Annotated in this window: 23 protein-coding genes; 20 read left to right on the plus strand and 3 right to left on the minus strand. The window is 36.3% G+C overall.

What is annotated here, in order from left to right:
* The first annotated feature begins 9 nt into the window (after positions 1–9).
* On the plus strand, positions 10–2,400 hold the full coding sequence (locus tag EsVE80_RS02525) for an ABC transporter ATP-binding protein (protein WP_173102329.1): 2,391 nt from the start codon (positions 10–12) through the stop codon (positions 2,398–2,400).
* A gap of 12 nt (positions 2,401–2,412) precedes the next feature.
* The gene (locus EsVE80_RS02530) at positions 2,413–4,260 is read left to right on the plus strand and encodes an ABC transporter ATP-binding protein (RefSeq protein ID WP_173102330.1); all 1,848 of its coding nucleotides are present in this window, start codon (positions 2,413–2,415) and stop codon (positions 4,258–4,260) included.
* A gap of 71 nt (positions 4,261–4,331) precedes the next feature.
* Here the strand turns inward: EsVE80_RS02530 and EsVE80_RS02535 are convergent, their stop codons facing one another.
* Positions 4,332–5,246: a LysR family transcriptional regulator gene (locus EsVE80_RS02535; RefSeq protein ID WP_173102331.1), complete on the minus strand. Its 915-nt coding sequence runs from the start codon at positions 5,244–5,246 to the stop codon at positions 4,332–4,334.
* 134 nt (positions 5,247–5,380) lie between these two features.
* Here EsVE80_RS02535 and EsVE80_RS02540 point away from each other — a divergent pair, with 134 nt between their 5' ends.
* From EsVE80_RS02540 to EsVE80_RS02560, 6 genes are all read left to right on the plus strand, one after another.
* Positions 5,381–7,024 (plus strand): malolactic enzyme, encoded by a 1,644-nt coding sequence (locus tag EsVE80_RS02540; protein ID WP_269474255.1) that lies wholly within the window; start codon positions 5,381–5,383, stop codon positions 7,022–7,024.
* 18 nt (positions 7,025–7,042) lie between these two features.
* Positions 7,043–8,008 (plus strand): AEC family transporter, encoded by a 966-nt coding sequence (locus EsVE80_RS02545; protein ID WP_173102333.1) that lies wholly within the window; start codon positions 7,043–7,045, stop codon positions 8,006–8,008.
* Between the two features lie 228 nt (positions 8,009–8,236).
* Positions 8,237–8,752, plus strand: coding sequence for a hypothetical protein (locus EsVE80_RS02550; protein WP_173102334.1), 516 nt, complete (start codon positions 8,237–8,239; stop codon positions 8,750–8,752).
* Between the two features lie 14 nt (positions 8,753–8,766).
* Entirely contained in the window at positions 8,767–9,078 is a 312-nt protein-coding gene (locus EsVE80_RS13815; protein WP_232061249.1) for a hypothetical protein, read from the plus strand.
* 170 nt (positions 9,079–9,248) lie between these two features.
* Positions 9,249–10,028 carry a hypothetical protein gene (locus EsVE80_RS13820; protein WP_232061253.1) on the plus strand — a complete coding sequence of 260 codons (780 nt, stop codon included), beginning with the start codon at positions 9,249–9,251 and terminating at the stop codon, positions 10,026–10,028.
* A gap of 108 nt (positions 10,029–10,136) precedes the next feature.
* The gene (locus EsVE80_RS02560) at positions 10,137–10,922 is read left to right on the plus strand and encodes a Cof-type HAD-IIB family hydrolase (protein WP_173102335.1); all 786 of its coding nucleotides are present in this window, start codon (positions 10,137–10,139) and stop codon (positions 10,920–10,922) included.
* 58 nt (positions 10,923–10,980) lie between these two features.
* Here the strand turns inward: EsVE80_RS02560 and EsVE80_RS02565 are convergent, their stop codons facing one another.
* The gene (locus tag EsVE80_RS02565) at positions 10,981–11,820 is read right to left on the minus strand and encodes an aldo/keto reductase (RefSeq protein WP_173102336.1); all 840 of its coding nucleotides are present in this window, start codon (positions 11,818–11,820) and stop codon (positions 10,981–10,983) included.
* Between the two features lie 162 nt (positions 11,821–11,982).
* Between EsVE80_RS02565 and EsVE80_RS02570 the strand changes: the two genes are divergently transcribed.
* The 4 genes from EsVE80_RS02570 to EsVE80_RS02585 all read left to right on the plus strand — a co-directional run bounded on the left by EsVE80_RS02570 (position 11,983) and on the right by EsVE80_RS02585 (position 14,902).
* On the plus strand, positions 11,983–12,207 hold the full coding sequence (locus EsVE80_RS02570; RefSeq protein ID WP_232061254.1) for a hypothetical protein: 225 nt from the start codon (positions 11,983–11,985) through the stop codon (positions 12,205–12,207).
* A 150-nt stretch (positions 12,208–12,357) separates the two neighbouring features.
* Positions 12,358–13,104, plus strand: coding sequence for an oxidoreductase (locus EsVE80_RS02575; protein WP_232061256.1), 747 nt, complete (start codon positions 12,358–12,360; stop codon positions 13,102–13,104).
* A gap of 235 nt (positions 13,105–13,339) precedes the next feature.
* The gene (locus EsVE80_RS02580) at positions 13,340–13,570 is read left to right on the plus strand and encodes a DUF1858 domain-containing protein (protein ID WP_173102337.1); all 231 of its coding nucleotides are present in this window, start codon (positions 13,340–13,342) and stop codon (positions 13,568–13,570) included.
* Positions 13,571–14,902, plus strand: coding sequence for a DUF438 domain-containing protein (locus EsVE80_RS02585; RefSeq protein WP_173102338.1), 1,332 nt, complete (start codon positions 13,571–13,573; stop codon positions 14,900–14,902).
* Between the two features lie 78 nt (positions 14,903–14,980).
* Here the strand turns inward: EsVE80_RS02585 and EsVE80_RS02590 are convergent, their stop codons facing one another.
* Entirely contained in the window at positions 14,981–16,462 is a 1,482-nt protein-coding gene (locus EsVE80_RS02590) for an amino acid permease (protein WP_173102339.1), read from the minus strand.
* A gap of 97 nt (positions 16,463–16,559) precedes the next feature.
* Here EsVE80_RS02590 and EsVE80_RS02595 point away from each other — a divergent pair, with 97 nt between their 5' ends.
* From EsVE80_RS02595 to EsVE80_RS02630, 8 genes are all read left to right on the plus strand, one after another.
* Positions 16,560–16,997, plus strand: a complete 438-nt coding sequence (locus EsVE80_RS02595) for a GAF domain-containing protein (RefSeq protein WP_173102340.1) — start codon at positions 16,560–16,562, stop codon at positions 16,995–16,997.
* Positions 16,994–17,977 carry a sensor histidine kinase gene (locus tag EsVE80_RS02600; protein WP_173102341.1) on the plus strand — a complete coding sequence of 328 codons (984 nt, stop codon included), beginning with the start codon at positions 16,994–16,996 and terminating at the stop codon, positions 17,975–17,977. The genes EsVE80_RS02595 and EsVE80_RS02600 overlap by 4 nt, the downstream gene beginning before the upstream one ends.
* A 12-nt stretch (positions 17,978–17,989) precedes the next feature.
* Positions 17,990–18,622: a response regulator transcription factor gene (locus EsVE80_RS02605; RefSeq protein ID WP_173102342.1), complete on the plus strand. Its 633-nt coding sequence runs from the start codon at positions 17,990–17,992 to the stop codon at positions 18,620–18,622.
* Positions 18,623–18,651: 29 nt separating this feature from the next.
* Complete coding sequence (locus EsVE80_RS02610; protein ID WP_173102343.1) at positions 18,652–19,365, plus strand: sirohydrochlorin chelatase; 714 nt, start codon at positions 18,652–18,654, stop codon at positions 19,363–19,365.
* A gap of 10 nt (positions 19,366–19,375) precedes the next feature.
* Positions 19,376–19,807 (plus strand): precorrin-2 dehydrogenase/sirohydrochlorin ferrochelatase family protein, encoded by a 432-nt coding sequence (locus EsVE80_RS02615; protein WP_173102344.1) that lies wholly within the window; start codon positions 19,376–19,378, stop codon positions 19,805–19,807.
* 184 nt (positions 19,808–19,991) lie between these two features.
* Positions 19,992–22,421: a nitrite reductase large subunit NirB gene (nirB, locus tag EsVE80_RS02620; RefSeq protein ID WP_173102345.1), complete on the plus strand. Its 2,430-nt coding sequence runs from the start codon at positions 19,992–19,994 to the stop codon at positions 22,419–22,421.
* A complete protein-coding gene (locus EsVE80_RS02625; protein WP_173102346.1) occupies positions 22,421–22,723 on the plus strand; it encodes a nitrite reductase (NAD(P)H) small subunit in 303 nt (100 codons plus the stop codon). Before nirB ends, EsVE80_RS02625 begins: the two co-directional genes overlap by 1 nt.
* Positions 22,724–22,839: 116 nt before the next feature.
* Complete coding sequence (locus EsVE80_RS02630) at positions 22,840–23,529, plus strand: uroporphyrinogen-III synthase (RefSeq protein ID WP_173102347.1); 690 nt, start codon at positions 22,840–22,842, stop codon at positions 23,527–23,529.
* Positions 23,530–23,825: the final 296 nt, after the last annotated feature.

Below are 23,825 nucleotides of genomic sequence, written 5' to 3' on the forward strand. Positions count from 1 at the left end.
GTTGCAGACGTGAAATTATTTAAATATCTGGGAAAATATTGGTATGCAATCCTAGCAGCACTGGTACTTTTAGGAATCCAAGCGCATAGTGATTTGACATTACCTAGCATTACGTCAGACATTGTCGACGTGGGTATTCAACAAGGAGGACTGGAAACTGCGACACCAGAAACAATTCGCAAGTCCACTCTTTCAGCAATCGAATTATTTATGACAGATGCTGAAAAGGATACGATTAAAGAAAATTATAAAGCTGCTACAAAAACAGTAGATGGTAAAAAAATTGATGTCTATAATCTTGATTTAAAAGAGGGCATGACTAAAGAAAAGTTGGCAAAGATTTTTGAATTGCCAATGATGATGCTGGCTTCTTCTCAGGCTAAGGATTCAAAAGATGGCAATGCTGCTAAAGAAATTTTAGATACTTATCAAAAACTAGGTACAGACGGTAAAAAAGCACAAGAATTAGGTGCACAAGCTAAATCGTTAGGCGAACAAGCCCAAACAGCAGCAACAGAAGCCCAAACAGCAGCGGCGGCTGGTGACATGGCAACTGCTCAAACAAAAGGTGCTCAAGCACAAAAATTTGGGGATGAAGCTAAGGCCAAAGGTGCTCAAGCGCAAAAACTTGGCGATGAACTGAAAAAAGTCAATGATTCACTTCCGGAAAAATTAACAGCAGCAAGAAAAGAAACCAAAGACGAGCTTGGCGATATGGGTGAAGATTCCATGAAAACAGTTGGAGTCCAATTAACATTAGCCGAGTATAAAGCCTTAAACAAAGACACCAAGCAAATTCAAACCGATTATATGGTAAAAAAAGGTACACAAATGATTATTTTAACATTAATCTCAGCTGTGGCTGCGATTTTAGTTGGTTTAATTGCTTCGCTGGTTTCTTCTTCTGTGGGTAAAAATTTGCGCGTAGTACAATTCAATCAGATTTTGCGCTTCTCCAATGCCGAAATGGAAAAATTCTCACCAGCTTCCCTAATTACGCGTAGTACAAACGATATTCAACAAATCCAAATGGGTCTGGTTATGACAATTCGGATGGTATTATACGCACCAATATTAGGTTTAGGTGGGATTTACGAAGTATATAAAACAGGTACTGGTATGGGCTGGATTATTGGTGTTGCGGTTAGTTTAGTCTTGATTTTAGTCTTGACTTTACTTGGTTTTACCATGCCAAAATTCAAGAGCCTACAAAAATTAGTCGACCGAGTTAACTTAGTATCTCGTGAAATTATTACAGGACTACCCGTTATTCGCGCTTTTTCTCGTGAAAAATATGAAGAAAAACGTTTTGATGGTGCGAATACGGATTTAATGAAAACCCAAATGTTTGTGAACCGGGCAATGTCGATTATGATGCCAATTATGATGTTATTGATGAATGGTATTTCTGTTTTAATTGTCTGGGTCGGCGGTCATAATATGGATGCTGGTCAATTGCAAGTCGGAGATATGATGGCCTTTATTACGTATACGATGCAAATCGTGATGGCCTTCATGATGCTATCAATGGTTTCAATTATTTTACCACGGGCTAACGTTTCTGCTGGTCGTGTGGATGAAGTCTTAGAAACAAAACCAACTATTACTGATCCAGATCAACCACAAGATGATCACGACTTTACTGGTGAAGTGAAATTTGAAGGTGTAACATTCCGTTACCCAGATGCCGATGAAGATGTATTGCATCACTTGAATTTCACAGCTAAACCAGGCCAAACAACAGCTTTAATTGGTTCAACGGGTTCTGGTAAATCGACTGTTGTAAACTTAATTCCACGTTTGTTTGATGTTTCAACTGGTCGTATTACTATTGATGGTGTAGACATTCGTCAGATGAGTTTACACAAACTCCATGATTTAATTGGTTTTGTACCACAAAAAGGGGTTTTATTCTCTGGTGATATTAAATCAAATATTAAATTTGGGAACGTCGATGGTATTTCTGATGAACAAATGAAAAAAGCGGCCATGATTGCCCAAGCAGAAGAATTCATTAATTCAAATGATGCGGGTTATGATCGTGCTATTTCTCAAGGCGGGACCAATGTTTCTGGTGGGCAAAAACAACGCTTAGCTATTGCGCGTGCATTATCCAAAGATCCAAAAATCTTAATTTTTGATGATTCTCTTTCTGCGTTAGATAATAAGACAGATGTCGCTTTACGACGAGCATTAGCCGAAAATGTTAAAGGTATTACGCAAATTATCGTAGCACAAAAAATTTCGACGATTTTACATGCCGATAACATTATTGTTTTAAATGAAGGTCGGATTGTTGCACAAGGTACTCACGAAGAATTGATGGAAACATCTGCTGTTTATCAAGAAATTGCTTCTTCACAATTGAGTAACGCTGAATTGGGCTTAGAAGCAGAATAGGAGGCGAAGACAATGGCAGAAAATAAACAACAAACTCCCCGTGGCGGTCGTGGCCCAATGGGTGGCGGCATGGCCGGTGGCGAAAAAGCCAAAGACTTTAAAGGCACCATTAAAAAATTAGTCTCCTATATGGCAAATTATAAGATTGCAGTCTTGTTTGTCATGATATTCGCAGCAGCGTCAACTGTTTTTAATATCTGGGGACCAAAAATCTTATCAAAAGCCATTACGGAATTATTCAATGGCTTAATCAAAAAATATCAAGGTACTGGTGGCATTAATTTCGATAAAATCGGTCAAATTCTAATCTTTATGTTGGGTTTGTATTTAGTCGCAGCACTCTTTGGTGTGATGCAAGGCTGGATCATGTCGACTGTTACCCAAAAGATTACTTACCGGATGCGTAAAGAAATCACCGAAAAAATTAATCGGATGCCAATGAACTACTTTGAAAGCCGGACAACTGGTGAAGTTTTATCCCGTATCACCAACGACGTAGATACTTTAGGTCAATCATTAAATCAATCTGTTACACAGTTAATTACTTCTACATTTACTATTGTCGGTGTAATTATCATGATGTTATCTATTTCTGTTCAAATGACGGGAATTTCAGTTTTGATTGTGCCAATTTCATTATTATTAATTATGTTTGTCGTGAAATATTCACAAAAATATTTTGCTACCCAACAAAAGTATTTAGGTAAAATTAACGGTCAAGTAGAAGAAACTGTCGGTGGCTATAACATTGTTCATTTGTTTAACGATGAAGAAAATGCCATGAAAGAATTTAAAGAACAAAATGACATTCTTTTTAAATCTGCTTGGAAATCACAATTTCTTTCAGGTTTAATGCAACCAATCATGAACTTTGTTGGTAACTTAGGTTATGTTGCAGTCGCGATTATTGGTGGGATTTTAGCTTACAACGGTACAATTACCGTCGGGGATATTCAAGCTTTCATTCAATATGTCCGCAACTTAACTCAACCAATTGCGCAACTAGCGCAAGTTTCAAATATGTTGCAATCAATGGCAGCAGCAGCTGAACGTGTTTTTGAATTCTTAGGTGAAGATGAAGAGGCACAAACTGTTGAAAATCCAGTGAAAATCGGAAAAGTTAAAGGTGAAGTGGACTTTGAACACGTACACTTTGGCTATACACCAGATAAAATTATCATTAACGATTTTAGCAGCCATGTTGACCCAGGTCAGATGGTGGCAATCGTTGGGCCGACTGGTGCTGGTAAAACGACAATGGTTAAATTATTGATGCGTTTTTATGACGTGAATTCTGGTGCTATTAAAATTGACGGTCATGATATTCGTGACTTTAACCGAGCTGATTTACGCCAAAATATCGGGATGGTTTTACAAGATACTTGGTTGTTCAAAGGAACCATTATGGATAACTTGCGCTATGGTAATTTAGATGCAACTGATGAAGAAGTTTATGCCGCAGCTAAAGCTGCCCATGTGCATCACTTCATTGAAACATTACCTGGTGGCTACAATATGGAATTAAATGAAGAATCCTCTAACATCTCCCAAGGACAAAAACAATTACTAACGATTGCCCGTGCAATTTTAGCCGACAAACCAATTTTGATTTTGGATGAAGCAACATCTTCTGTAGACACCAGAACAGAGGTCTTGATTCAAAATGCAATGAATAATTTAATGGCAGGAAGAACTTCTTTTGTTATTGCCCATCGGTTATCGACGATTAAAGATGCAGATAAGATTTTATATATGCAAGATGGCGATATCAAAGAACAAGGGACACACGAAGAATTATTAGCGAAAGATGGTTATTATGCACAACTTTACAATTCACAATTTGAAGAGTTGGCTGGGTAAATAAATTTCGTTATAAAATAAAATACGTTTTTCACTTTGCTCAATAGTTTAAGTGAAAAACGTATTTTTATTTATCGCAAATTATTTAATTTTTTATTTTCATCTTCAACGACAATTTGACGAATTAATGTCAGTAATTCTGCTATAATTGGTGTTGAAATACTATTGTTACGGTACAAAAGAGAAATTAGAAATTGAGGTTGATTGGCGTCTGCCAAGTCAATAGCTATTAAGTTGTCGTCTGAACTGATAGCCAGTTCTGCAAGAAAACCAATTCCTATACCGGATTTAATCATCCCTTTTAAGATAGCCAAATCATCACTTTGATAAATAACTTTTGGATCCGTGTTACTTGCTTGAATTAAGCGAGTAAAAGCGCGGTGATGTACATATTGTTCACTTAATAATAAAAAATTTTCTTTCGCTAAATCAGCGAAAGCTATATTCTTTTTCGTAGCTAAAGGATGGGTTGGCGCAACGACAATCTTGAATTTTTTCTTCGTTAAAACTTCAGATTGTAAAATATCTGTAGTAATTGTATCCAAAGAACCAATCAAACCGACGTCTAAGCGTCCCAATTTAATTTGTCGCAACAGGTTTTCAGAGCCTTCTCGTTGAATAACAAGGTGAGGTAGAATATCTGTTTGTAAAAGTTTAGAAGATAATTTTGGAAAATAATAATTCCCAATAATTGGCGGTAAACCCAAAGGAAGTTTTTTTGCCGAAAAATGGGTCATCTCTTGCTTGGCAATTCTCAGCTCTCGCAAAATACTATTTACATGTAGTAAAAATTGGCGCCCAGCATTGGTTAAAGTAATATTTTTGTGAGCCTGATTGCGATTGACCAAATTAACATTTAGTTCTGTTTCTAAACGTTTAATGGCATATGTAATTGTAGGTTGGCTAACGTGGTAAAAGTCAGCTACTTTAGAATAATTTTTTTCTAAAGCTAAGCGCTGGAAGTATTCTAAATCTCGAATGTTCATAAAAAACTCCTTAAGTTTTAGCGTTACTATTCGATAATTTTCTCATATAAATTAAATTTATCATACCTGCTGTTTTTGACTATAGCAAGAAATAAGGGTTAGTCTTGTCATTGTCAACGAAAGATAACCGCAAAATTGCAAGGAGGCTTTTAAAAATGAAAGGTATTGAAATTTTAAACAATCCATTTTTAAACAAAGGAACAGCTTTTACTAAAACTGAACGTAAGGAATTAGGATTGACTGGTCTTTTACCAAGTCAAGTACAAACATTAGAAGAACAAGCTGTCCAAACCTATGCCCAATATTTAAGTAAACCTAGCGATTTAGAAAAACGGATTTTTCTAATGAACATTTTTAACACGAACCGTACACTGTTTTACAAATTGATGGGACAGCATATCGTAGAATTCATGCCAATTGTTTACGATCCAACGGTGGCAGATGCCATTGAACAATACAATGAGTTATTTATTGAACCACAAGATGCTGCATTTTTATCAATTGATGCCCCAGAAGATATTGAAGCCAGTTTGAAAAATGCTGCAGCAGGACGCGATATTCGCTTAATCGTTGTAACAGATGCAGAAGGCATTTTAGGGATGGGGGATTGGGGAGTCAACGGTGTAGAGATTTCCATTGGCAAATTAATGGTTTATACTGCTGCAGCGGGAATTGATCCAAGGCAAGTATTACCTGTTTCTTTAGATGCAGGAACAAATAATGAAAAATTGCGCAACGATCCGTTATATCTGGGGAATAAACACGAACGGATTTATGGACAAGAATATATGAACTTTGTTGATAAATTTGTTAATACCGCTACAAAATTATTTCCAGAGTTGCTATTGCATTGGGAAGATTTTGGACGGAGTAATGCTGCTACAATTTTAGAAAAATACCAAGATAAAATTACAACCTTTAATGATGATATTCAAGGAACTGGCATTGTAGTATTAGCGGGTATTTTAGGAGCAATGAATATTTCCAAAGAAAAATTAACCGACCAAATTTTTCTGACTTTTGGCGCAGGTACTGCCGGAATTGGGATTGCCAACCAACTGTTAGATGAATTAATGCGGGAAGGGCTAAGTGAAGAACAAGCCCGCAAACATTTCTATTTAGTTGATAAACAAGGTCTCTTATTTGAAGATATGTCAGATTTGACAAACGGCCAAAAAGCTTTTGCTCGTAAACGGAGTGAATTTTCCTCTGACTTGGATTTAACCGATTTGGAAAGTGTGGTAAAGGCTGTTCATCCAACCGTAATGATTGGCACTTCTACACAACCTGGTGCCTTTACAAAAAATATTGTTAAAGAAATGACCACATATACGAAACGTCCGGTTATTTTCCCTTTATCCAATCCCACGAAATTAGCCGAAGCAACTGCAGCAGACTTAATTAAATGGACAGATGGTAAAGCCTTGATTGGAACTGGTATTCCTGCAAAAGATGTGGAATATAACGGCGTAACGTATCAAATTGGTCAAGCCAATAATGCATTAATGTATCCTGGACTTGGCTTAGGAATAATTGCTTCAACTGCGAGTCGTATAAATGGCGAAATTCTATCACAAGCAAGTCATGCATTAGGAGGTATTGTGGATACCACTCAACCAGGAGCACCTGTTTTACCCCCTGTGGAAAAATTGGCAGCATTTTCTGAAAAAATTGCTGAGGTAGTCGGTCAAAGTGTTTTAGACCAAAAACTAAATAAAGAAGAAATTGACGATATAAATATTGCTGTTAAGGCAACAAAATGGGTTCCTGAGTATTAAAAGAGAGAAGGTATTATTGTGGTTTTCTTCCAATCAATTCAAAGTGTCATTAGTATTATTTTAATGATTGCTTTGGGGTATATTTTGAAAAAACAAGGTTGGTTTGATGAAAATTTTGGTAAAAATATTTCAGGATTAATTACAAAAATAGCATTGCCAGCCTCAATTTTTGTTTCTGTATTAAAATATTTAACCAAAGATAGTCTAATTTCTTTGTCCGGTAGTTTGTTGTTTCCTGTTTTAGGAGTTGCAATTGGTTATCTTATTGCCTATGTATTAGTCAAAGTTATGCACATTCGTCCGGGACGACGGGGAATTTTTATGAATGCAGTGGTAAATGCCAACACGATATTTATTGGCTTACCATTAAACATCGCGTTGTTTGGTGAAAAAGCGTTGCCTTACTTTTTGGTTTATTATGTTACTAATACGGTATCGACGTGGGCCTTTGGAGTATTTTTAATTTCCAATGATGATCCAACCAAAATAAAAGGTAAAAATAGGGCGAAGTTAAATTGGAAAAAGTTATTGCCACCGCCATTATTAGGTTTTATCGTGGCACTAATCTTTTTAATCTTCAGTATTCCTGTCCCAAGTTTTATAAATGCAACTCTTAGTTATATTGGCGGGATTGTTACACCATTATCTTTAATTTATATCGGGATTGTATTGTATGATGCTGGACTAAAAAGTATTCGTTTTGACCGTGATACAGTAGTTGCTTTAATTGGTCGCTTTGTCTTGTCACCAATCATTTTAATCGGCTTAATCAGCCTTGGGTCCTCAATGTTTGGCATTCATTTGGTTAGCTTGTTGAAACAAACCTTAATTGTTCAATCCGCTACGCCGATGTTAGCCGTCTTACCAATTTTGGCTGCAGATGCACATGGAGATGTTAAGTACGCTACAAATTTAGTTACTACCAGTACAATTTTATTTGTAGTCGTCGTGCCAATTTTAATGAGTATTGTACAATATATCTAGCAAAAACTAATATGATTATAAAATCGTAAAAAAACTCAAACACCTAGAAACTCTTTATGCTCAATTACTGGGCAATAAGACTATCTATTGTGGTTGAGTTTTTTTTGTTTAGAATATAGGTAGTTTAAATTCAATTATTAAATAATTAATTTACTTTTTGCTTTTATTTTACAAGATAAGCTACAATAGAATTAAATAATAAAATAAAGTGAATTGGAGGAGAAAAAAATGAGTGAGTATTATTATATTCTATCTTTATATAAAGATAGAAAACGTTATTTGGTAAAAGTCATTCTTTTATCTGCAATCTTATTAGGATTGGCAAGTTTTATCGTAATGTTGGACATATTTCGAATTAGTCCATTTATCTGGTATTTAATTGCAATGGGAATTGTTCTATTTCAAATGAGAAAATTGAAGCCAGAAAGTGAACACTACAATCAGTTGACAGAGTTTTTGCAAAATCACCACCCTGAGCTTTTAAAAAATGACGAGTTGGTATTTTTTATTGATTATCAATTAAAACACGATTTTGCTTACGAAGCGAGCAGACTATTTAACAAAGTAAAAAATAAGAATATTGAAGATAATGAGATAGCAATTGCTGATTTGAATGAAATTATTGGTGAAATTATAGCTTACTATAATTACATTGGTGATGATCACCAACTACAAGAAGATGTTGAGATTTCTTTGCAATGGTATCGCAATTCGATTGAAAATCATAAACACAATCTAGTATAGAAAGGAAAGTACATATGAAACTAAAACGTGATGTACTAGGCGTTGTACTGGCATTTATGACTGCTGGTTTCATCGCAACAGAGATAAATGCAGATGCTTATCAAAAAGTTTATGATACCCAGACTAAACAAGAACAAAAAATACACCAAGTAGTTAATTCAGAGTTTATTTCGAATCAAGATAAAAAAGACTTACAACAAACAGTAATGGATTTCGATAAAGCAAAAACTAAAGAAAATCGGGATTCATTACAAGAAAAAAATATTTATCAAGAAAAATTGCTAACAAAAATTACCAGTAGACTAGAAAAAAGGAAGCGGAAATAGCGACCAAAGAATACAGCAACGTAGCCTCTAATTTAATTGAATTAACTAAAAAAAGTAACGAAGTCTTTATTCCAAGTGAAGACGAAAAACAAGTTGAAGATCTAGCTGGGGAACTAGAGAAAATTAACTCGCCACAAAAAGTAAAACCCGTTCGACAATTAGCAGAAAAAATGGCAGCACTGGCAACAAGAATGACAGCTAATCAAGCAGAAATGAAAGATTTTGTAGATAATCTAAAAGAAGTTAACAAAACTGCTGTGCTGTTACAAAAAAACAAATTTTTAACTAAAACGGATAAAAGTGAATTAGGAAAACTACAAAAAGAAAATGAAGAATATTTTAAAGATGCTGATAGTCTTATAACAGTGCAAAAACAGTATGATAACTCCAACAATTTACTCATAACTTTACAAGAACGTGCAAAAGATACAGAACAAGACTTTAGAGAAAATGAAAAAGTTGCACGTAAATTAATTCAAGCAACTAATGAATTACTCGCTAAAGGTGACTTGAATTCTGATGAAAGAGCAGAATTAAACGGCATTAGGACAGGTTTAAACGAGGCGCTTAGTTTGAAAAATTATCAAACAGGAGATTTGTCTAGTAGTTATACAACATTAAAAATAAGTTATGATAGTTCCTACAAATTAAGCAATGAGCGTAAAGAACAGACAAAACGGCTTGCACAAGAAGCTGCTAGAAAAAAAGCTGAAGAAGAAAAAGCAGCGCAAAAACAAACACAGGCTAACACGTTATTAAATAATAAAACGCCAGCTCCAATTCCAAATTCGGGAGGCTGGAACCAAGCACCAGCAGGTTATAAGTTCTTAAAAGTAGAAAGTGGGAAAACATACGGTCAAGTAAAAAATCCCGATAATTTTCGGTTAATTACAGAAGCTGAAGCAGCAAAGTATACACCAGGGCATGTGAATGGGTCTGCTAAACAGTAGAAAAAATAATCTTAGGGGCAATTTTTGTTCTTAAGATTATTTTTTTCAGTGTAATCTCTTTCATTAATTGCTAATATTGAGATAAGAGAAAGTAAAAAGAGGGGTACTATGACACAATTTAAAATTGCATTTTTTGATATTGACGGAACATTGGCCGATAATGAATTGTCCCATGAGCTGGGAATTTTGCCAAGAATTCCAGCTTCTGCTAGAGCAGCTTTGCGACAGCTAAAGAAAAATGGGATTGAGCCTGTAATTGCTTCAGGACGTAATCACTTGATGTTACGAGAATTTGCAACTGAATTAGGTGTAGAAAGTTTAGTTGCATCTAATGGCACACAAGTTTTATATAAAGGAAAAGAATTAGCAATTCATCCTATTGAGCCTAAAACTTTAAGAGCAACAATGGCGGAGTTTGATCGACAAAAAATTCGTTATATTATTGAAACACCAGAACGTTTTTTAGCGACAAGTATGGAAGTTGCAACTAAAGACGCTGCTGCAAGATATATTGAATATGTGAATGACATTCAGAAATTGCCACAGAATGTCGTTCAATTAATTGTTCGCATGGAAAATCGTCACCATCTTCAGTTAGAAAATAATTCATTGATTGCTGAAAAAGTAGCACCCGTTGTCATGGATGTTCATTTAGCTCATGTATCAAAAGCGACTGGCGTATATGAAATATTGAAAAAGTTAAACATTTCGCCAGAAGAAGCATTGGCTTTTGGTGACGAGGAAAATGATTTGGCAATGTTTGATGTAGTTGGTTATTCTGTTGCGATGGGAAATGCCTGTGAAGCTTTAAAATCTAAAGCAAAATTTGTAACACGAAAAGTTGGAGATAACGGCATTTGGCACGCCTGTGAGATGTTGGGATTAGTTAAATAAAGAAGACGCCTGCTTAAAGTTCATGGTTTTTAATCATGAGCATAAGCAGGTGTCTTATTTATTCAAATTCTTCGTATTCGTTAGGATCTTGGTTGTTAATTCGTCCATCAGTTTTATTTAAAGCTGTAATTGCCAAAATTTCATTTGGCATTAATGCAAAATCAAAAATATCAAGGTTTAAACGCTGATGAATGAGTGAACTTGCTTTTGGAATAGGAATAATGCCCCGTTCATAATGCCAACGTAAAATAATTTGACCGGCATTTTTATTATACTTATTTGCTAAATCTTGAATTAAGGGTTCTTTTAACGATGCGCTTGCCCGCCCCAATGGACTCCAAGCTTCTGTAAGAATACCACGTTTTTTATTTTCAAGGAGCATTCTTTCTTGTGTCCAGTAAGGGTGAATCTCGATTTGATTAACTGCGGGCACTACATTAGTGTCTGCAATAATTTTATCTAAATGTTCTGGTTCAAAATTTGAAACACCGATGGAGCGAATCAATCCCATTTTTTGTGCCGTAACGAGTGCTTGCCAGGCTTCATGATAAAGCCCTCGTTTTGGTAAAGGCCAATGAATTAGAAAAAGATCAAAGTAATCCAAGCCCATCCGGCGTATAGATTCTTGAATAGATAATAAAGCATCTTCATAATGATGGTATTTACCAGGTAATTTTGAAGTGATAAAAAATTCGGCTCGTGGAATACCTGAGCGACGAATAGCTTCTCCAACAATCCCTTCATTATCATAATTTGTGGAAGTATCAAGTGCGCGATAACCATCATGAATGGCACTTAAAATTTGTTGCATACCATAATCCCCTCGAATTTTATACGTTCCAAAACCAAGAGCCGGAATATAATTTCCATCGTTTAAAACAAGATTTGGTATATTCATAGTTTATCCTCCTCAAAGTTCTTTTTTTAAACTTATCATGAAATCTAATTTGAGTGAAATGATAGGTTGTAAAACTATCTAAATATAACAACTTAGTGTTTGTAACTGAAAATTAGAACAAAATTAAGTAAGCGGCAACATAACTTTGAGGAGGGAAAAGAATTGGATAAAACAGAAGTGAATATTGGCTTTGATATCGGCATTTCTAGTGTCGGTTGGAGTGGGGGAGCAACGAAATCTGGACGGATTTTGGAAAGTGGCGTTAGCTATGATTTAGGAGATATTGAAGTAGAGGGCAGTACTAGTAGCTATAAAGAAGGTATTCAAAATAACCAAAAGATATTAAAAAAAACAAACTCCAGCGGAAATTCAGTTAAATCTAGGTAGTCCTCGTATAGATCCTGGTGATTGTTTTTGTACTCTTAAAAATTGAGTAACGGTAAAACTACATTTTCGAGTAGCGGTTTTCTTGTCATATTATTTAATAATCGTTACAATTAGATTAAAAATAAATGAGTTCGATGAGAAGGTGCGAAAATGAAAAAGATTTTTTTCTTAATGGGGACATTATTGGTATTGGCAAGTAGTGCGTGCGGATACTTTTTGTATCAGAACGCACAGCTTTATCATAATTCGCTAAAAGCAGCAGAGGTAGCTATCGCAAAAAAAGATTATCGCAATGCGGCTATTAACGTGGAACGTGCTCTCTTTATTAAAAAAGATAGTGAAGATGCGCAAGCCTACAAAGAGCAACTGGAACCGGCGATGGCGTTAGAAAATCAGGAAACATTCGATGTTGATTTCATCACAGCTCAAACTAAAAAGATTCTGCGTGTTTCTAAAGGTTCAGCAGAATTGAAGGCACAGGCGCGTGAAATGCAAGCTAATGTGGCAAAACTTAATGAAGAAAAAAAGGAATTTCAAAATAATTTGACGGAGTTGCAGACTGCATTAAGTCAAAAGGATTTACTGAAAGCAGAAGCCGAATTAACAACGTTAAATAAAGTGGACGATCAGGCAATCCACCTTGCTGATGTTTGTCAGGTGCGTAATACATTGGCTTTAGAGTTTGCGCAAGCTGTCGCTAAACAACAAGAAGCGATGCAACAAAAGCTTCAAAAGGCTGAAAAAATGATAATCATTGGTGAATTTCTTGAAGCCAATTTAATTATTGAGCCACTAGCTACCACAGAAATGGTTAAAGAATTAGCAAATATTCAATTGCAGGCAAAAAAATTACAAGGTATTATTCGGCAACAAGGAAAACTGCAAGAAATGATGTAAGGATGGCCATAGTTATCAAAAATATTGAAATCAAAAAATGTAGGAAGAGGGCATAAGCTGATCTATTCCTACATTTTTATTTTGAGAAAAAATTTTTAGCGCGTTCTTTTAATAAAAGTGCATTACTGATTTTTTAATAAAATTTTATTAGGGAAATCTCCTAGTGGCTTTCTTCACAATTCAATGTATAATGGCAGTGAGAATCATTCTCAATATCAGGAGAGGATGTATTAATTTGAAAGAACTTGATTTAAGTCGCAATCTTTTTGATTTGGTGACTGATTACCCTGAGATCAAGACAATTATGGCAGAGATTGGTTTTGCTGCGATTGAAAAACCTAGGATGTTACAAACTGCCGGTCGGTATATGACGATTGAAAAAGGCGCACGCCTGAAAAAAATACCATTGTCGCAAATTGTTGCTGCTTTTGAAGCAGCAGGTTTTACTGTGACGGGAGGGAAATAAATGGAACGCACACGCGCACAACGCCAAGAGCGAATTGTGGAGATTTTAACTTTGTTACATGAAGGTGGCTCCTTTGAAGAAGCCAAAGATTTATTTAATCAAGAATTTAACGGTGTCGATGTAACAGAAATTACAGCTGCTGAAAAGGCTTTGATTAAATCAGGATTAAATCCAGCAGAAATACAACGGCTATGTAATATTCATGCTGCTGTATTCAAAGGTTCAATTAATGAAATTCATCGTTCTAACTTGGAGCATGCCCAACCTGGTCATCCGGTTCATACATTGAAGTTAGAAAATCAAGTTATGCAGTCTTTGTTGACAGATGAAGTGGACGATTTACTAACAAAAATGGCAAAGGGTGATTGGTCAAAACGGGATCGCTTACTAGCAGCCTTAGTAGATTTGGGTCAGATTGAAAAACATTATGCTCGCAAAGAGACATTGATTTTTAGCTATATGGAAAAATATGGTATTACAGCACCGCCACAAGTCATGTGGGGAGTAGATGATCAAGTTCGTGAAATGTTAAAGGATTTGATTAATTATGTGAAGAGTGAAAAAGCTGCTTTTAATCCTTTATCTGAGAAATGGCAAGCTCTAAAAGAAGAAATAGAAGAGATGATTTTTAAAGAAGAAGAAATTATGATCCCTATGACATTAGACGTCTTCAGTTTAAAGGACTGGGAAGAAATTGCCAAGGATAGTTTTGACATCGGGTTTGCTTTTATACCAGAGCCATTGCCTTGGAAACCAAGTCAAAAAGCGTTAGCTGACGAACAAGAACGAGAGCCAGCCCGGCAAGCCGCAATCATGCAAGCGAAAGAAACAACTGATGGTATTGCTGCTGGATTAGCACAAGAAGCAGTGACACAAGAAGGAGCAACAAAGCATTACGATTGGGAAGAACAAAGTTCAGCTGAAAATGTGGTTTTTCCAACAGGAAGTTTAGAACTAGAACAGCTCTTAGCAATTTTTGAAGTTTTACCGGTAGATTTGACTTTTGTCGACAAAGAAGATCGCGTACGATTTTATTCGGAAGGTCAAAAACGTGTTTTTCCACGGACACGTTCAGTGATTGGTCGAGAAGTTGTTAACTGTCATCCGCCAAAAAGTATGCATGTGGTGGAACAAATTTTAAATGATTTTAAAAGTGGTACTCGCAAAAATGCCGACTTTTGGATTGATTTAAAAGAACGTAAAATCTATATTCGTTATTTTGCACTACATGACAATAAGGGTGAGTATATGGGGTGTTTAGAAGTAACGCAAGATATTACAGAAATCCAAAATATTAGTGGCCAAAATCGTTTATTGGACCAAAAACAATAATAAAAAGCTTGAAGTATCGTTTGTCTTTTTTTTGAATAAAAGACAGTGTACTTCAAGCTTTTTTATAAACAGAATAGTTTAGATAACTTGTCTATCTTCAAATCGTTGGTATAACTTTGCTGCAAGTAAGGAAAATAGACTAGGACCGAAGATTAACGTCAAAACGTTATTGTACTCACCAGCTTGGAATGGTGAGTAAATTTGGAAAAAAATTGCGGCAGTTACGCAAAGGCAGACACTAAAAGAGAGTAGATAATTTATCTTTTTAATCGGGACCAACAGCATGTTTTGTGTGACGACATTTTTTTGAATAAAGAAAGGAAAACTTGCGGCAACAACAAGATAAGGTAATGCGCGGGAGACGTTTGTCATATAAGTCAACTGATTGAATAAATTTCCTACTAGTGCATTGTTAAAAGCTAAAGCCGCAATACAAATGCTGATTAGGCTGGCTTGCAACCATAATGCTTTTTCAGGCATCTGTTTTTGATTCAATGTAATGAAAGGTTGTGGCCAAATTTCTTTTGGCGTGCCGGTAATCAAACTTTTTAAAGGACCGTAAGTAATTGAAGATAACAAGCCAATATATGCCGTTAATAGTGTAAAGGCAGTATAGCGAATATAGAATTGACACAAAAGATTGCTTTGCCAAGGATTAAACTCCAGTCCTTTAGCTAAAGAATTGGCTAAACTACCGGTTAAGCCATACATCAAGTTGCCCAAATGTAGCTGATTGGTTTGACGTAGTGTCGTGATGTCATTTGTCCCACTCCATAAGATAATACCAAAGATGTATAAGATAGTGACTACACCTGCACTGAAAATAACAGCTTTTGGAAATTTTTTACGGCTTTCGTTGGTTTTATCTGCTAAACTGGCTACAGTATCTAAACCGCCAAAAGCAGTAATGGCAAAGATAAAAAAAGGAAATTGAGTAAAAAATTGATTGTCCGTACCAGCAAAAAAACTGGGTGCGTGCCAGCTTTTAATTAGATTAGGTACGAAATTTTCTGGGTGTAAAAATAATAAAATCAAATTACTAAAAAGCGATAATAATAAAAGACCCACCATTGTGAAGCTACTGATTTTTAAAAAAGAAATAATATGGTGGAAACCACGATTGATGAAATAAGTTAAACAAAAGACGGCTACAATTGCTAAAAGGGCTAGCCAAACTTGAGTTGGTAGGGATAACCAGGTCATTTTATTCGTTATATCCTTACCAAATAATAAAATAGAAGCAGGAATTATCAGTTTCATAAAAAGGCTGACCATCCAAGTGAAATAACTACAATACCATAAAAAGGCAGTAATAAAGGCGATTTTTGGTGAAAGAGAATCTTTCAGCCAATCATAAATAGTTCCTTTTTGGTGGGCGTATTTTCTACTGTATTGCGCTACAATAAGAGCATAGGGAATAAAATAGCCAAGAGCACTAATAATAAACCATGCTAGCGATTTTGTTCCCATCATAAAAAAAGCAGTCGCCATGCTGGAAAAAGAATAAACGGTAGTGATAATAATTAACATTAAAGTGGCGATAGACATATTTTTTTGCATCAAGTAATTGCCTCCTGTTAAGATTACGGTATTATATTAGTGAGTTTTGTAACAAACTACAAGATAGTTGTTGAAATATAGGGAATTGGAGTAGCAAATGAAGAATATAGAAAATTGGTTATACGAAAGAAGAAGGGGGTGGGCCTGCGATTTTGTTGGCATTGCGGTCAATTGTGCCCCGGATGATGTTCCCCAAATTATTCGTTGGCGCTATGTTAGCGGAAATCAAAGCGACGCCTATCAAAAAATTCGATTAAAAGTGGGACGCGGTATCGCGGGTATGGTTTGGAAGACAGGGCGTCCGCAAGCAGATGAAGCTATTTTTAGTCAACCGGATAAATTGTTAGAATACCCAATTGCCCGGGTGGAATCTCTAGATAGTATGCTGGCAGTGCCGATAACAGTAGAAAATAAAGTAATCGGGATTTTGGCGATTGGTTTTCGCCATACCCATTCTTTTACGGAGGAAGAATTGACAAACGTAAGTACAGCAGCTGAAAAATTGGCCCCAACTTTAAAGGGGTTGGTTATATGATTTCTTTTGATGAGACATTGTTTGCGGAGTTATCAGAAGCAATTTGGCTCTTAGTAGAGGGGGATTGTCATCGTACCTCAGCAGCAAAAAAACTGGAAAAAAATTATCATATTAATCTGGCTAAAATTATTGAGCTAGCCAAAGGAGAGGGATGTTACTTACACCCAACAAAAGCTGCCTGTGAAAATTGTCTTGTGACCGGTGAAATTAAATCGAGTGGCTTTCCACTAATTTTAATGGATCAAGATAATAATCCTCATGAATTTTTAGGAAAAGTGACAAGTAAGGATAAAGCAACTCTAGTTCAAATTACGTTACAAAAGACGTCAAATAATGTTAACTCGCTTTTTGGCTATTTAAACGATGCAAGAGAAAGTGAACGTAAAAAAATTGCGCAAGATTTACATGATGGAATTGCCCAAAGTATTTATAGTTTAATGCTGGAAACTAGAGGAATAAAATGGGTACCAGACGAAAAACAACAGGAAAAGTTAAAAGCAATTGATCGCCATTTTGCTGAAGTTTTAGAAGAAGTACGTGATTTAGCTGGAGAACTACGACCGATGTCTTTAGATGAATTTGGACTAGTACCTGCTTTGGAACAATTCGTAAACCGAACAGAGGAGATGACCGGTTTTGAAATTGATTTGACTGTTACAGGTGTTCAAGCATCTTTGCCAGAGATTATCCGGACGACAGTATACCGCGTGGTGCAAGAAGCAATAGCCAATGCCATGAAGTACGCTGGTGTGAATCAAGTTCAATTACATTTGGATTTTGCCCGTTTTTTAACAATTGAGATAGTTGACGATGGGTATGGTTTTGATCCCTTACAAAAAAAACAAGGTTTTGGTTTAATGAATATGCAAGAGCGAATTCATGCTTTAGCGGGTACATTTCATTTGCTAACTGAGCCAAATCACGGCACAAAAATAAAAATTACGGTACCATTAGAAAAAAATGTCACCGTAAACGATTAGAGGAGGCGCGCCATGAAAATTTTAATTGCTGATGATCACGCCTTAGTTCGTAATGCGTTGGCTTTTATGATTAATGCGCAAGCGGACATGGAAGTGATTGGCGATGCCGCTGACGGCAATGAAGTCTTCATGAAAATTGAAAATCTGCCGGTAGATATCGTTTTGTTAGATATCAGTATGCCACCAGGAGAAAATGGGCTAATTACGACAAAGCGCGTCAAAGAAGCACATCCTAATGTAAAAGTTATTCTTTTGACAATGCACGATGAAGAGTCGTATGTACGTGGCGCGTTAGAAGCTAAGGCTGATGGTTTTATTTTAAAAAGTGCCACAGATGAAGATTTACTAACAGGAATTCGCAATGTATATACTGGTACGCGGTATTATGCAGGCTATGATGAAGAAATTTTAACGGAAATTGCCCATGGACAAGAAGATCGTTTGTACGCTAGTTTATCTAAACGAGAAAAAGAAATTCTCCCTTTGATTGCACTGGGTTACAATAATAAAGAAATTGCTGAAAGACTTTTTATTTCAGTGAAAACAGTCGAAGTGCATAAAGCTAACATTCGAAAAAAATTACATTTGGATAGCTACGCCAGTCTGTTGCAATATAGTTTGAAGCATCATTTAATTGATTTTTAGTTTGTTTGTAAAGAAAAGAGGACAAGAATATGACAGTAAAAAAAGGAGTCATTTTTGTTTTGCATGGTCGTAAAGATCGCGTTGTACAAACAAATATTACGGCTGTACAGCAAGCGGCAAGTAAATTAACTGTTCCTTTTGACATTGGCTTTTTAGAAGGGAAAAAGCAAACGTTAGAAGACAGCATTGTACAACTTGCGTCAAAAGGCTGCAAAGAATTTATCTTTTTGCCTGTCTTGTTATTTGCGGCAACCCATGTGAAAATTGAATTGCCGCTGCGAGCTGGGAAAGTTTTGCCACAAGATGCTGTTGCAACGTACTTGGAACCCCTTGGCACAACGCATGCTGTTTTGCGGTTTTTAGCGGAGCAGTTAAAAGGACAGCCCAAACTTTTACCACAAGCAGTTTTATTAATTGCGCATGGAACGCCACATTTCGACGAACCTTTTAGCCAGTTAGAAGAAATTGCTCAGAAGTTAACGTTAATTTCTGGCCGAAAAGTTTATCCGGCAAACTATCATGGCAAACATCTTTACACGGAAATTCTACAGCAATTGCCAGAGCCTTTAATTATACAACGTCTTTTTCTTACAGATGGATTTCTACCGACAAAAATCAAGCAAGATATTCTTGCAAAACGTAAAGTTAAAGATACGATTTTACCAACGTTAGCAGATAGTGTCGCAGTTGTTAAGGCAATTTTAGAAAGGTTGGCAGATAGCAATGTTACCCGTCATGCTTGATGTGGCTACTATGAAAATCTTGGTGGTAGGAGCAGGAACAATTGCCACAAGAAAAATTCAAAAACTGGTTGTGGCAGGAAATATACCGACCGTTATTGCACCAGTAGCAAGTGAATATGTGCAAAAGGCTGCAGCAGCGGAGAAAATTATATGGCACAAACGAGCGTATCAAATAGGGGATACAGCGGATTTTCAAATGATTTTTATTTGTACAAATGACAGATACGTTAATAAAGAGATTTTAGCCGCCACAACACCTCTTCAATTAGTGAACGATACGACCAATAAAGCCAATAGTAATTTCTTTAATTTGGCAAGTTTTACCTATCAAGACTTTGAAATAGCACTTTCTTCTCAAGGAAAAAGTCCAAAGCAAACAAAAACCTTGAAAGAACAACTTGTTCGACTTTTAAACCAAAATGAAGACGGTTCTCTAAAATGAGGCTGTTTTTTTTATTTGTATACAAAAAAAACCAAGAAAGTTGAAAATATTGGCTTCATTAGTCACAGGAACAGTCAATATAAATTACTTTGTGAAATATACAGCAAATATAGGGGATTCCCCAATAGGCTTTAACACGGATTTCTTTTATTGTGAATCTATTAACAATAAAGGTGGAAAATCCATGAAAGAACGTTTAGTCATAATCGGAAACGGAATGGCAGGAGTGCGGACGGTTGAAGAAATTATCAATCGTGATCCGGACCGCTATGAAATTACTATTATTGGTAAAGAAGCTTATCCAAATTACAATCGGATTATGCTATCTAATGTTTTACAAAATAAAATGACGGTTGAAGAAATTATCACCAATCCAATAGATTGGTATACAGAAAACCATATTCAATTAATCAATCATGACGAAGCTGTTGGTGTGGACACTCAAAATAAAATTATTACTACAAATTCTGGGCAAGTAGTTTCTTTTGACAAACTAATTTTTGCCACAGGGTCACATCCATTTATCTTACCTATTCCCGGTGCAGATAAAAAAGGTGTCGTGGCTTTTCGAACAATTGATGACACGGTTGAGATGTTACAAGCAGCGGCCAAATACAAAAAGGCAGTAGTCATTGGGGGTGGTCTTTTAGGATTAGAAGCCGCTAAAGGATTGCAAGATCAAGGAATGGATGTTACGGTTGTCCACTTAGCTAAGTGGCTGATGGAAACGCAATTGGATGAAAAAGCAGGGAAACTCTTACAAGAAGAATTGGAAAGTCAGGGATTGAAATTTTTACTCGAACACAATACCCAGGAAATTTTGGGAAATGAACGGGTAAGTGGGATGCGCTTTGCTGATGGCAGTGAAATGGGAACTGATTTAATTGTAATGTCAATTGGGATTCGACCAGCAGCAGAATTAGCACGCGAGATTGGTTTGACTGTTAATCGTGGTATTGTTGTAAATGACTATATGGAAACGAACTTGCCTAATATTTACGCAGTTGGAGAATGTGCTGAACATAATGGTATCTGCTATGGGCTTGTGGCGCCTTTATTTGAACAAGGTAAAGTATTGGCAGATAAATTAACAAATCAAGCAGATATTACCCCTTATCAAGGCTCTACGACATTTACTTCTTTGAAAGTCTCTGGTGCAGATCTTTATTCTGCTGGAAATGTCGTGAATACTGAAGGGTTAGAAAGTATTGAAGCTTTTGATAGTAGTAGCAAAAAATATAAAAAGATTTTCTTAAAAGAAGGAAAAATTACAGGTATCGTTTTGTATGGGGATACTGAAGATGGCAGTCGTTATTACAACATGATGAAAAAAGGGCAATCCTTAGATGAATTGCAAACAATTGCTGTTTTACAAGCAATTGGCGAAGGTGCTGGCACTGGCGATGATGTTTTATCTTGGGATGAGGATGAAACAGTTTGTGGTTGTAATGGCGTTTCAAAAGGTGACATTTTACGCGCGATTCGAGAAAAAGGATTAACCAGTGTGGCTGAAGTTGGAAAAGTTACAAAGGCTGGAACTTCATGTGGTAAATGTAAACCACAAGTTCAAACGTTGTTAGAAGCAGAACTTGGAGATAGCGTGACCGCCGCTAGCGGGATGTGTGGCTGTACGGAGTTAAATCGAGATCAAGTCGTAACTCAGATTTATGCCAAACATTTATTAAGTACCAAAGAAGTTTTCGACACGTTGGGTTGGAAAAATCCAGAGGGTTGTCCCAAATGTCGTCCAGCTGTTAACTTTTATTTAAACGTCGCATGGCCTAAAGAACATGAAGACGAACGTGAATCTCGCGTTGTGAATGAACGGATGCATGCCAATATTCAAAAAGATGGTACTTTTTCAGTTATTCCCCGGATGCGTGGTGGTCAGACAACTCCACAACAGTTATTAAAATTGGCACAAGTAGCAGAAAAATACAACGTACCGTTAGTCAAAGTCACAGGTTCCCAGCGCATTGGACTTTACGGCGTGAAAAAGGCTGACTTGCCAAAAATATGGGAAGAATTAGATATGGTTGCAGCCCAAGCTTACGGCAAAGTATTTCGCTCAGTTAAAACGTGTGTGGGAAAAAGTTTCTGCCGTTTTGGGACCCAAGATACTATGGGCTTAGGTGTGAAACTAGAAGAAACATTTGAATACTTAGATACACCCCATAAATTTAAAGTGGGCGTATCTGGTTGTCCTAGAAGTTGTGTAGAGTCTGCTGTTAAAGACTTTGGAATTATCGGTGTGGAAAATGGTTTCCAAGTGATGATTGGTGGAAATGGCGGAACAGAGTTAGTGGCAGCCAAAATGTTAGGAACTTTTGCAACAGAAGCAGAAGTCATTGAACTTTGTGGAGCAATGTTACAATATTATCGTGAAACAGGTATTTATGGTGAACGGACAGCACCTTGGTTAGAACGGATGGGCTTTGATAATGTGAAGGCAGTTTTATTAGATGCAAAAAAACGTGAAGAGTTGTGGGCAGCCTTAACGGAATCATTAGAAGCCAAAGGGCAACGCGATCCATGGGGACCAATTACAAAAGATGTTGATTTGCGAGAAAAAATGTATACAATTGAAAAACCAGAAAAAGTGGAGGTTTACTAATGAAAGTTTTGGCCACCAAAAAAAATAAATTAATTCCTCGTGTAGGACGTCTGGTTACCCTTAATGATGAAAAAATTGCGATTTTTATGACTTCTGAAGGTAATATCTATGCTTTAGCTGACTATTGTCCTTTAACGGAAGGCCCAATTTTAGAAGGTATGGTTTCAGGAGAATACGTCTATGAACCGATGCGTGACTATAAAATCTCTCTTGTAGACGGCAGGATTCAAGAACCAGATGAGGGTCAGATTAAGACTTATCCTGTTATTTTGGAAGAAGATAAGGTGTACGTTGAAATTTAAATTTTAGGATAATAATTTAAGATAAGACAATACCCAAATACAAACTTAGGTGGCATTAAATGTAACTTTGATGCTAGTAGGAGCGGTTTGGGTATTTCTATTAGGAAGGGAAGAGTATGGGAGAAGGACGAATTTTGCTAACACGCATAGCGGAATTAAATGAATCCGATCAGTTTTTTTTTACCACGCATGGTTATGAAACAGAAATTTTACCTTTAACCGAAATTTCCTTGCGAAATTTATCTGCTAAAGAAATTGAAGAAATTAAAACAACCCAGTGGCTTTTTTTTACAAGCCAAGTACCAGTAGCCAATGTTTTAAAATATGCACACCCTAGTGTTAAAATCGCTGTGATTGGGCAAAAAACTGCTCAGGCGGTGATAAAAGCTGGCTTTACTCCGACTTTTATTAGTCCTAAAGAAACAAAAGACATGTTATTAAGCACTTGGCAGAAAATTTATCCTACCCAAACACGTATTTTATATCCGAAAAGTCAGTTAGCTGAGAATGGTTTGGAGACAATATTAGCCGCACATCAAGTTAAAAGTTTTGTTGCCTATGAGAATATTTTTCCAAAAGAGAGTCAAAAGAAACTGCAAAAGGTATTGCGAGCAAAAAAAATTACCGCTGTATATTTTACCAGTCCTTCTTCTTGGCACCGTTTTATGGCGGTGTATCAAGAGTCGTTTCAATATCCGTTGCAATTTTTTGCAATTGGTGAAACGACCAAAAAGGCGATTGAAAAATCTGGCTATACTGCAATATTGAAAAAAGATGTAGCGAAGATTAGTAAAAAAAATTGTTAGAATTTTCTTGACAATGAAAAGACAGCTGTATACAATGAATGCAATAAATAAAAGTAATGACAAGAAATAGTAAGTAAAAATAAGAAGACAGGAAGTTGCCGGTAATTGAGAGGCGCGGGACTATTTTTACTGAATTCCTCTTTGAACTTCGCACCGAATAAAGTAGGCTGCGACGGATGGTGTGCCTTCGTTAAACTAGCCAGGGTATATGTATTTTTGTACCTATTGAGGTAGTTTTGCGTAAGCGGACTATAAAAAAAGGTGGTAACACGAGTCTATTTTAAGACCCCGTCCTT

The sequence above is a fragment of the Enterococcus saigonensis genome (assembly GCF_011397115.1).
Lineage (GTDB): Bacteria > Bacillota > Bacilli > Lactobacillales > Enterococcaceae > Enterococcus_C > Enterococcus_C saigonensis.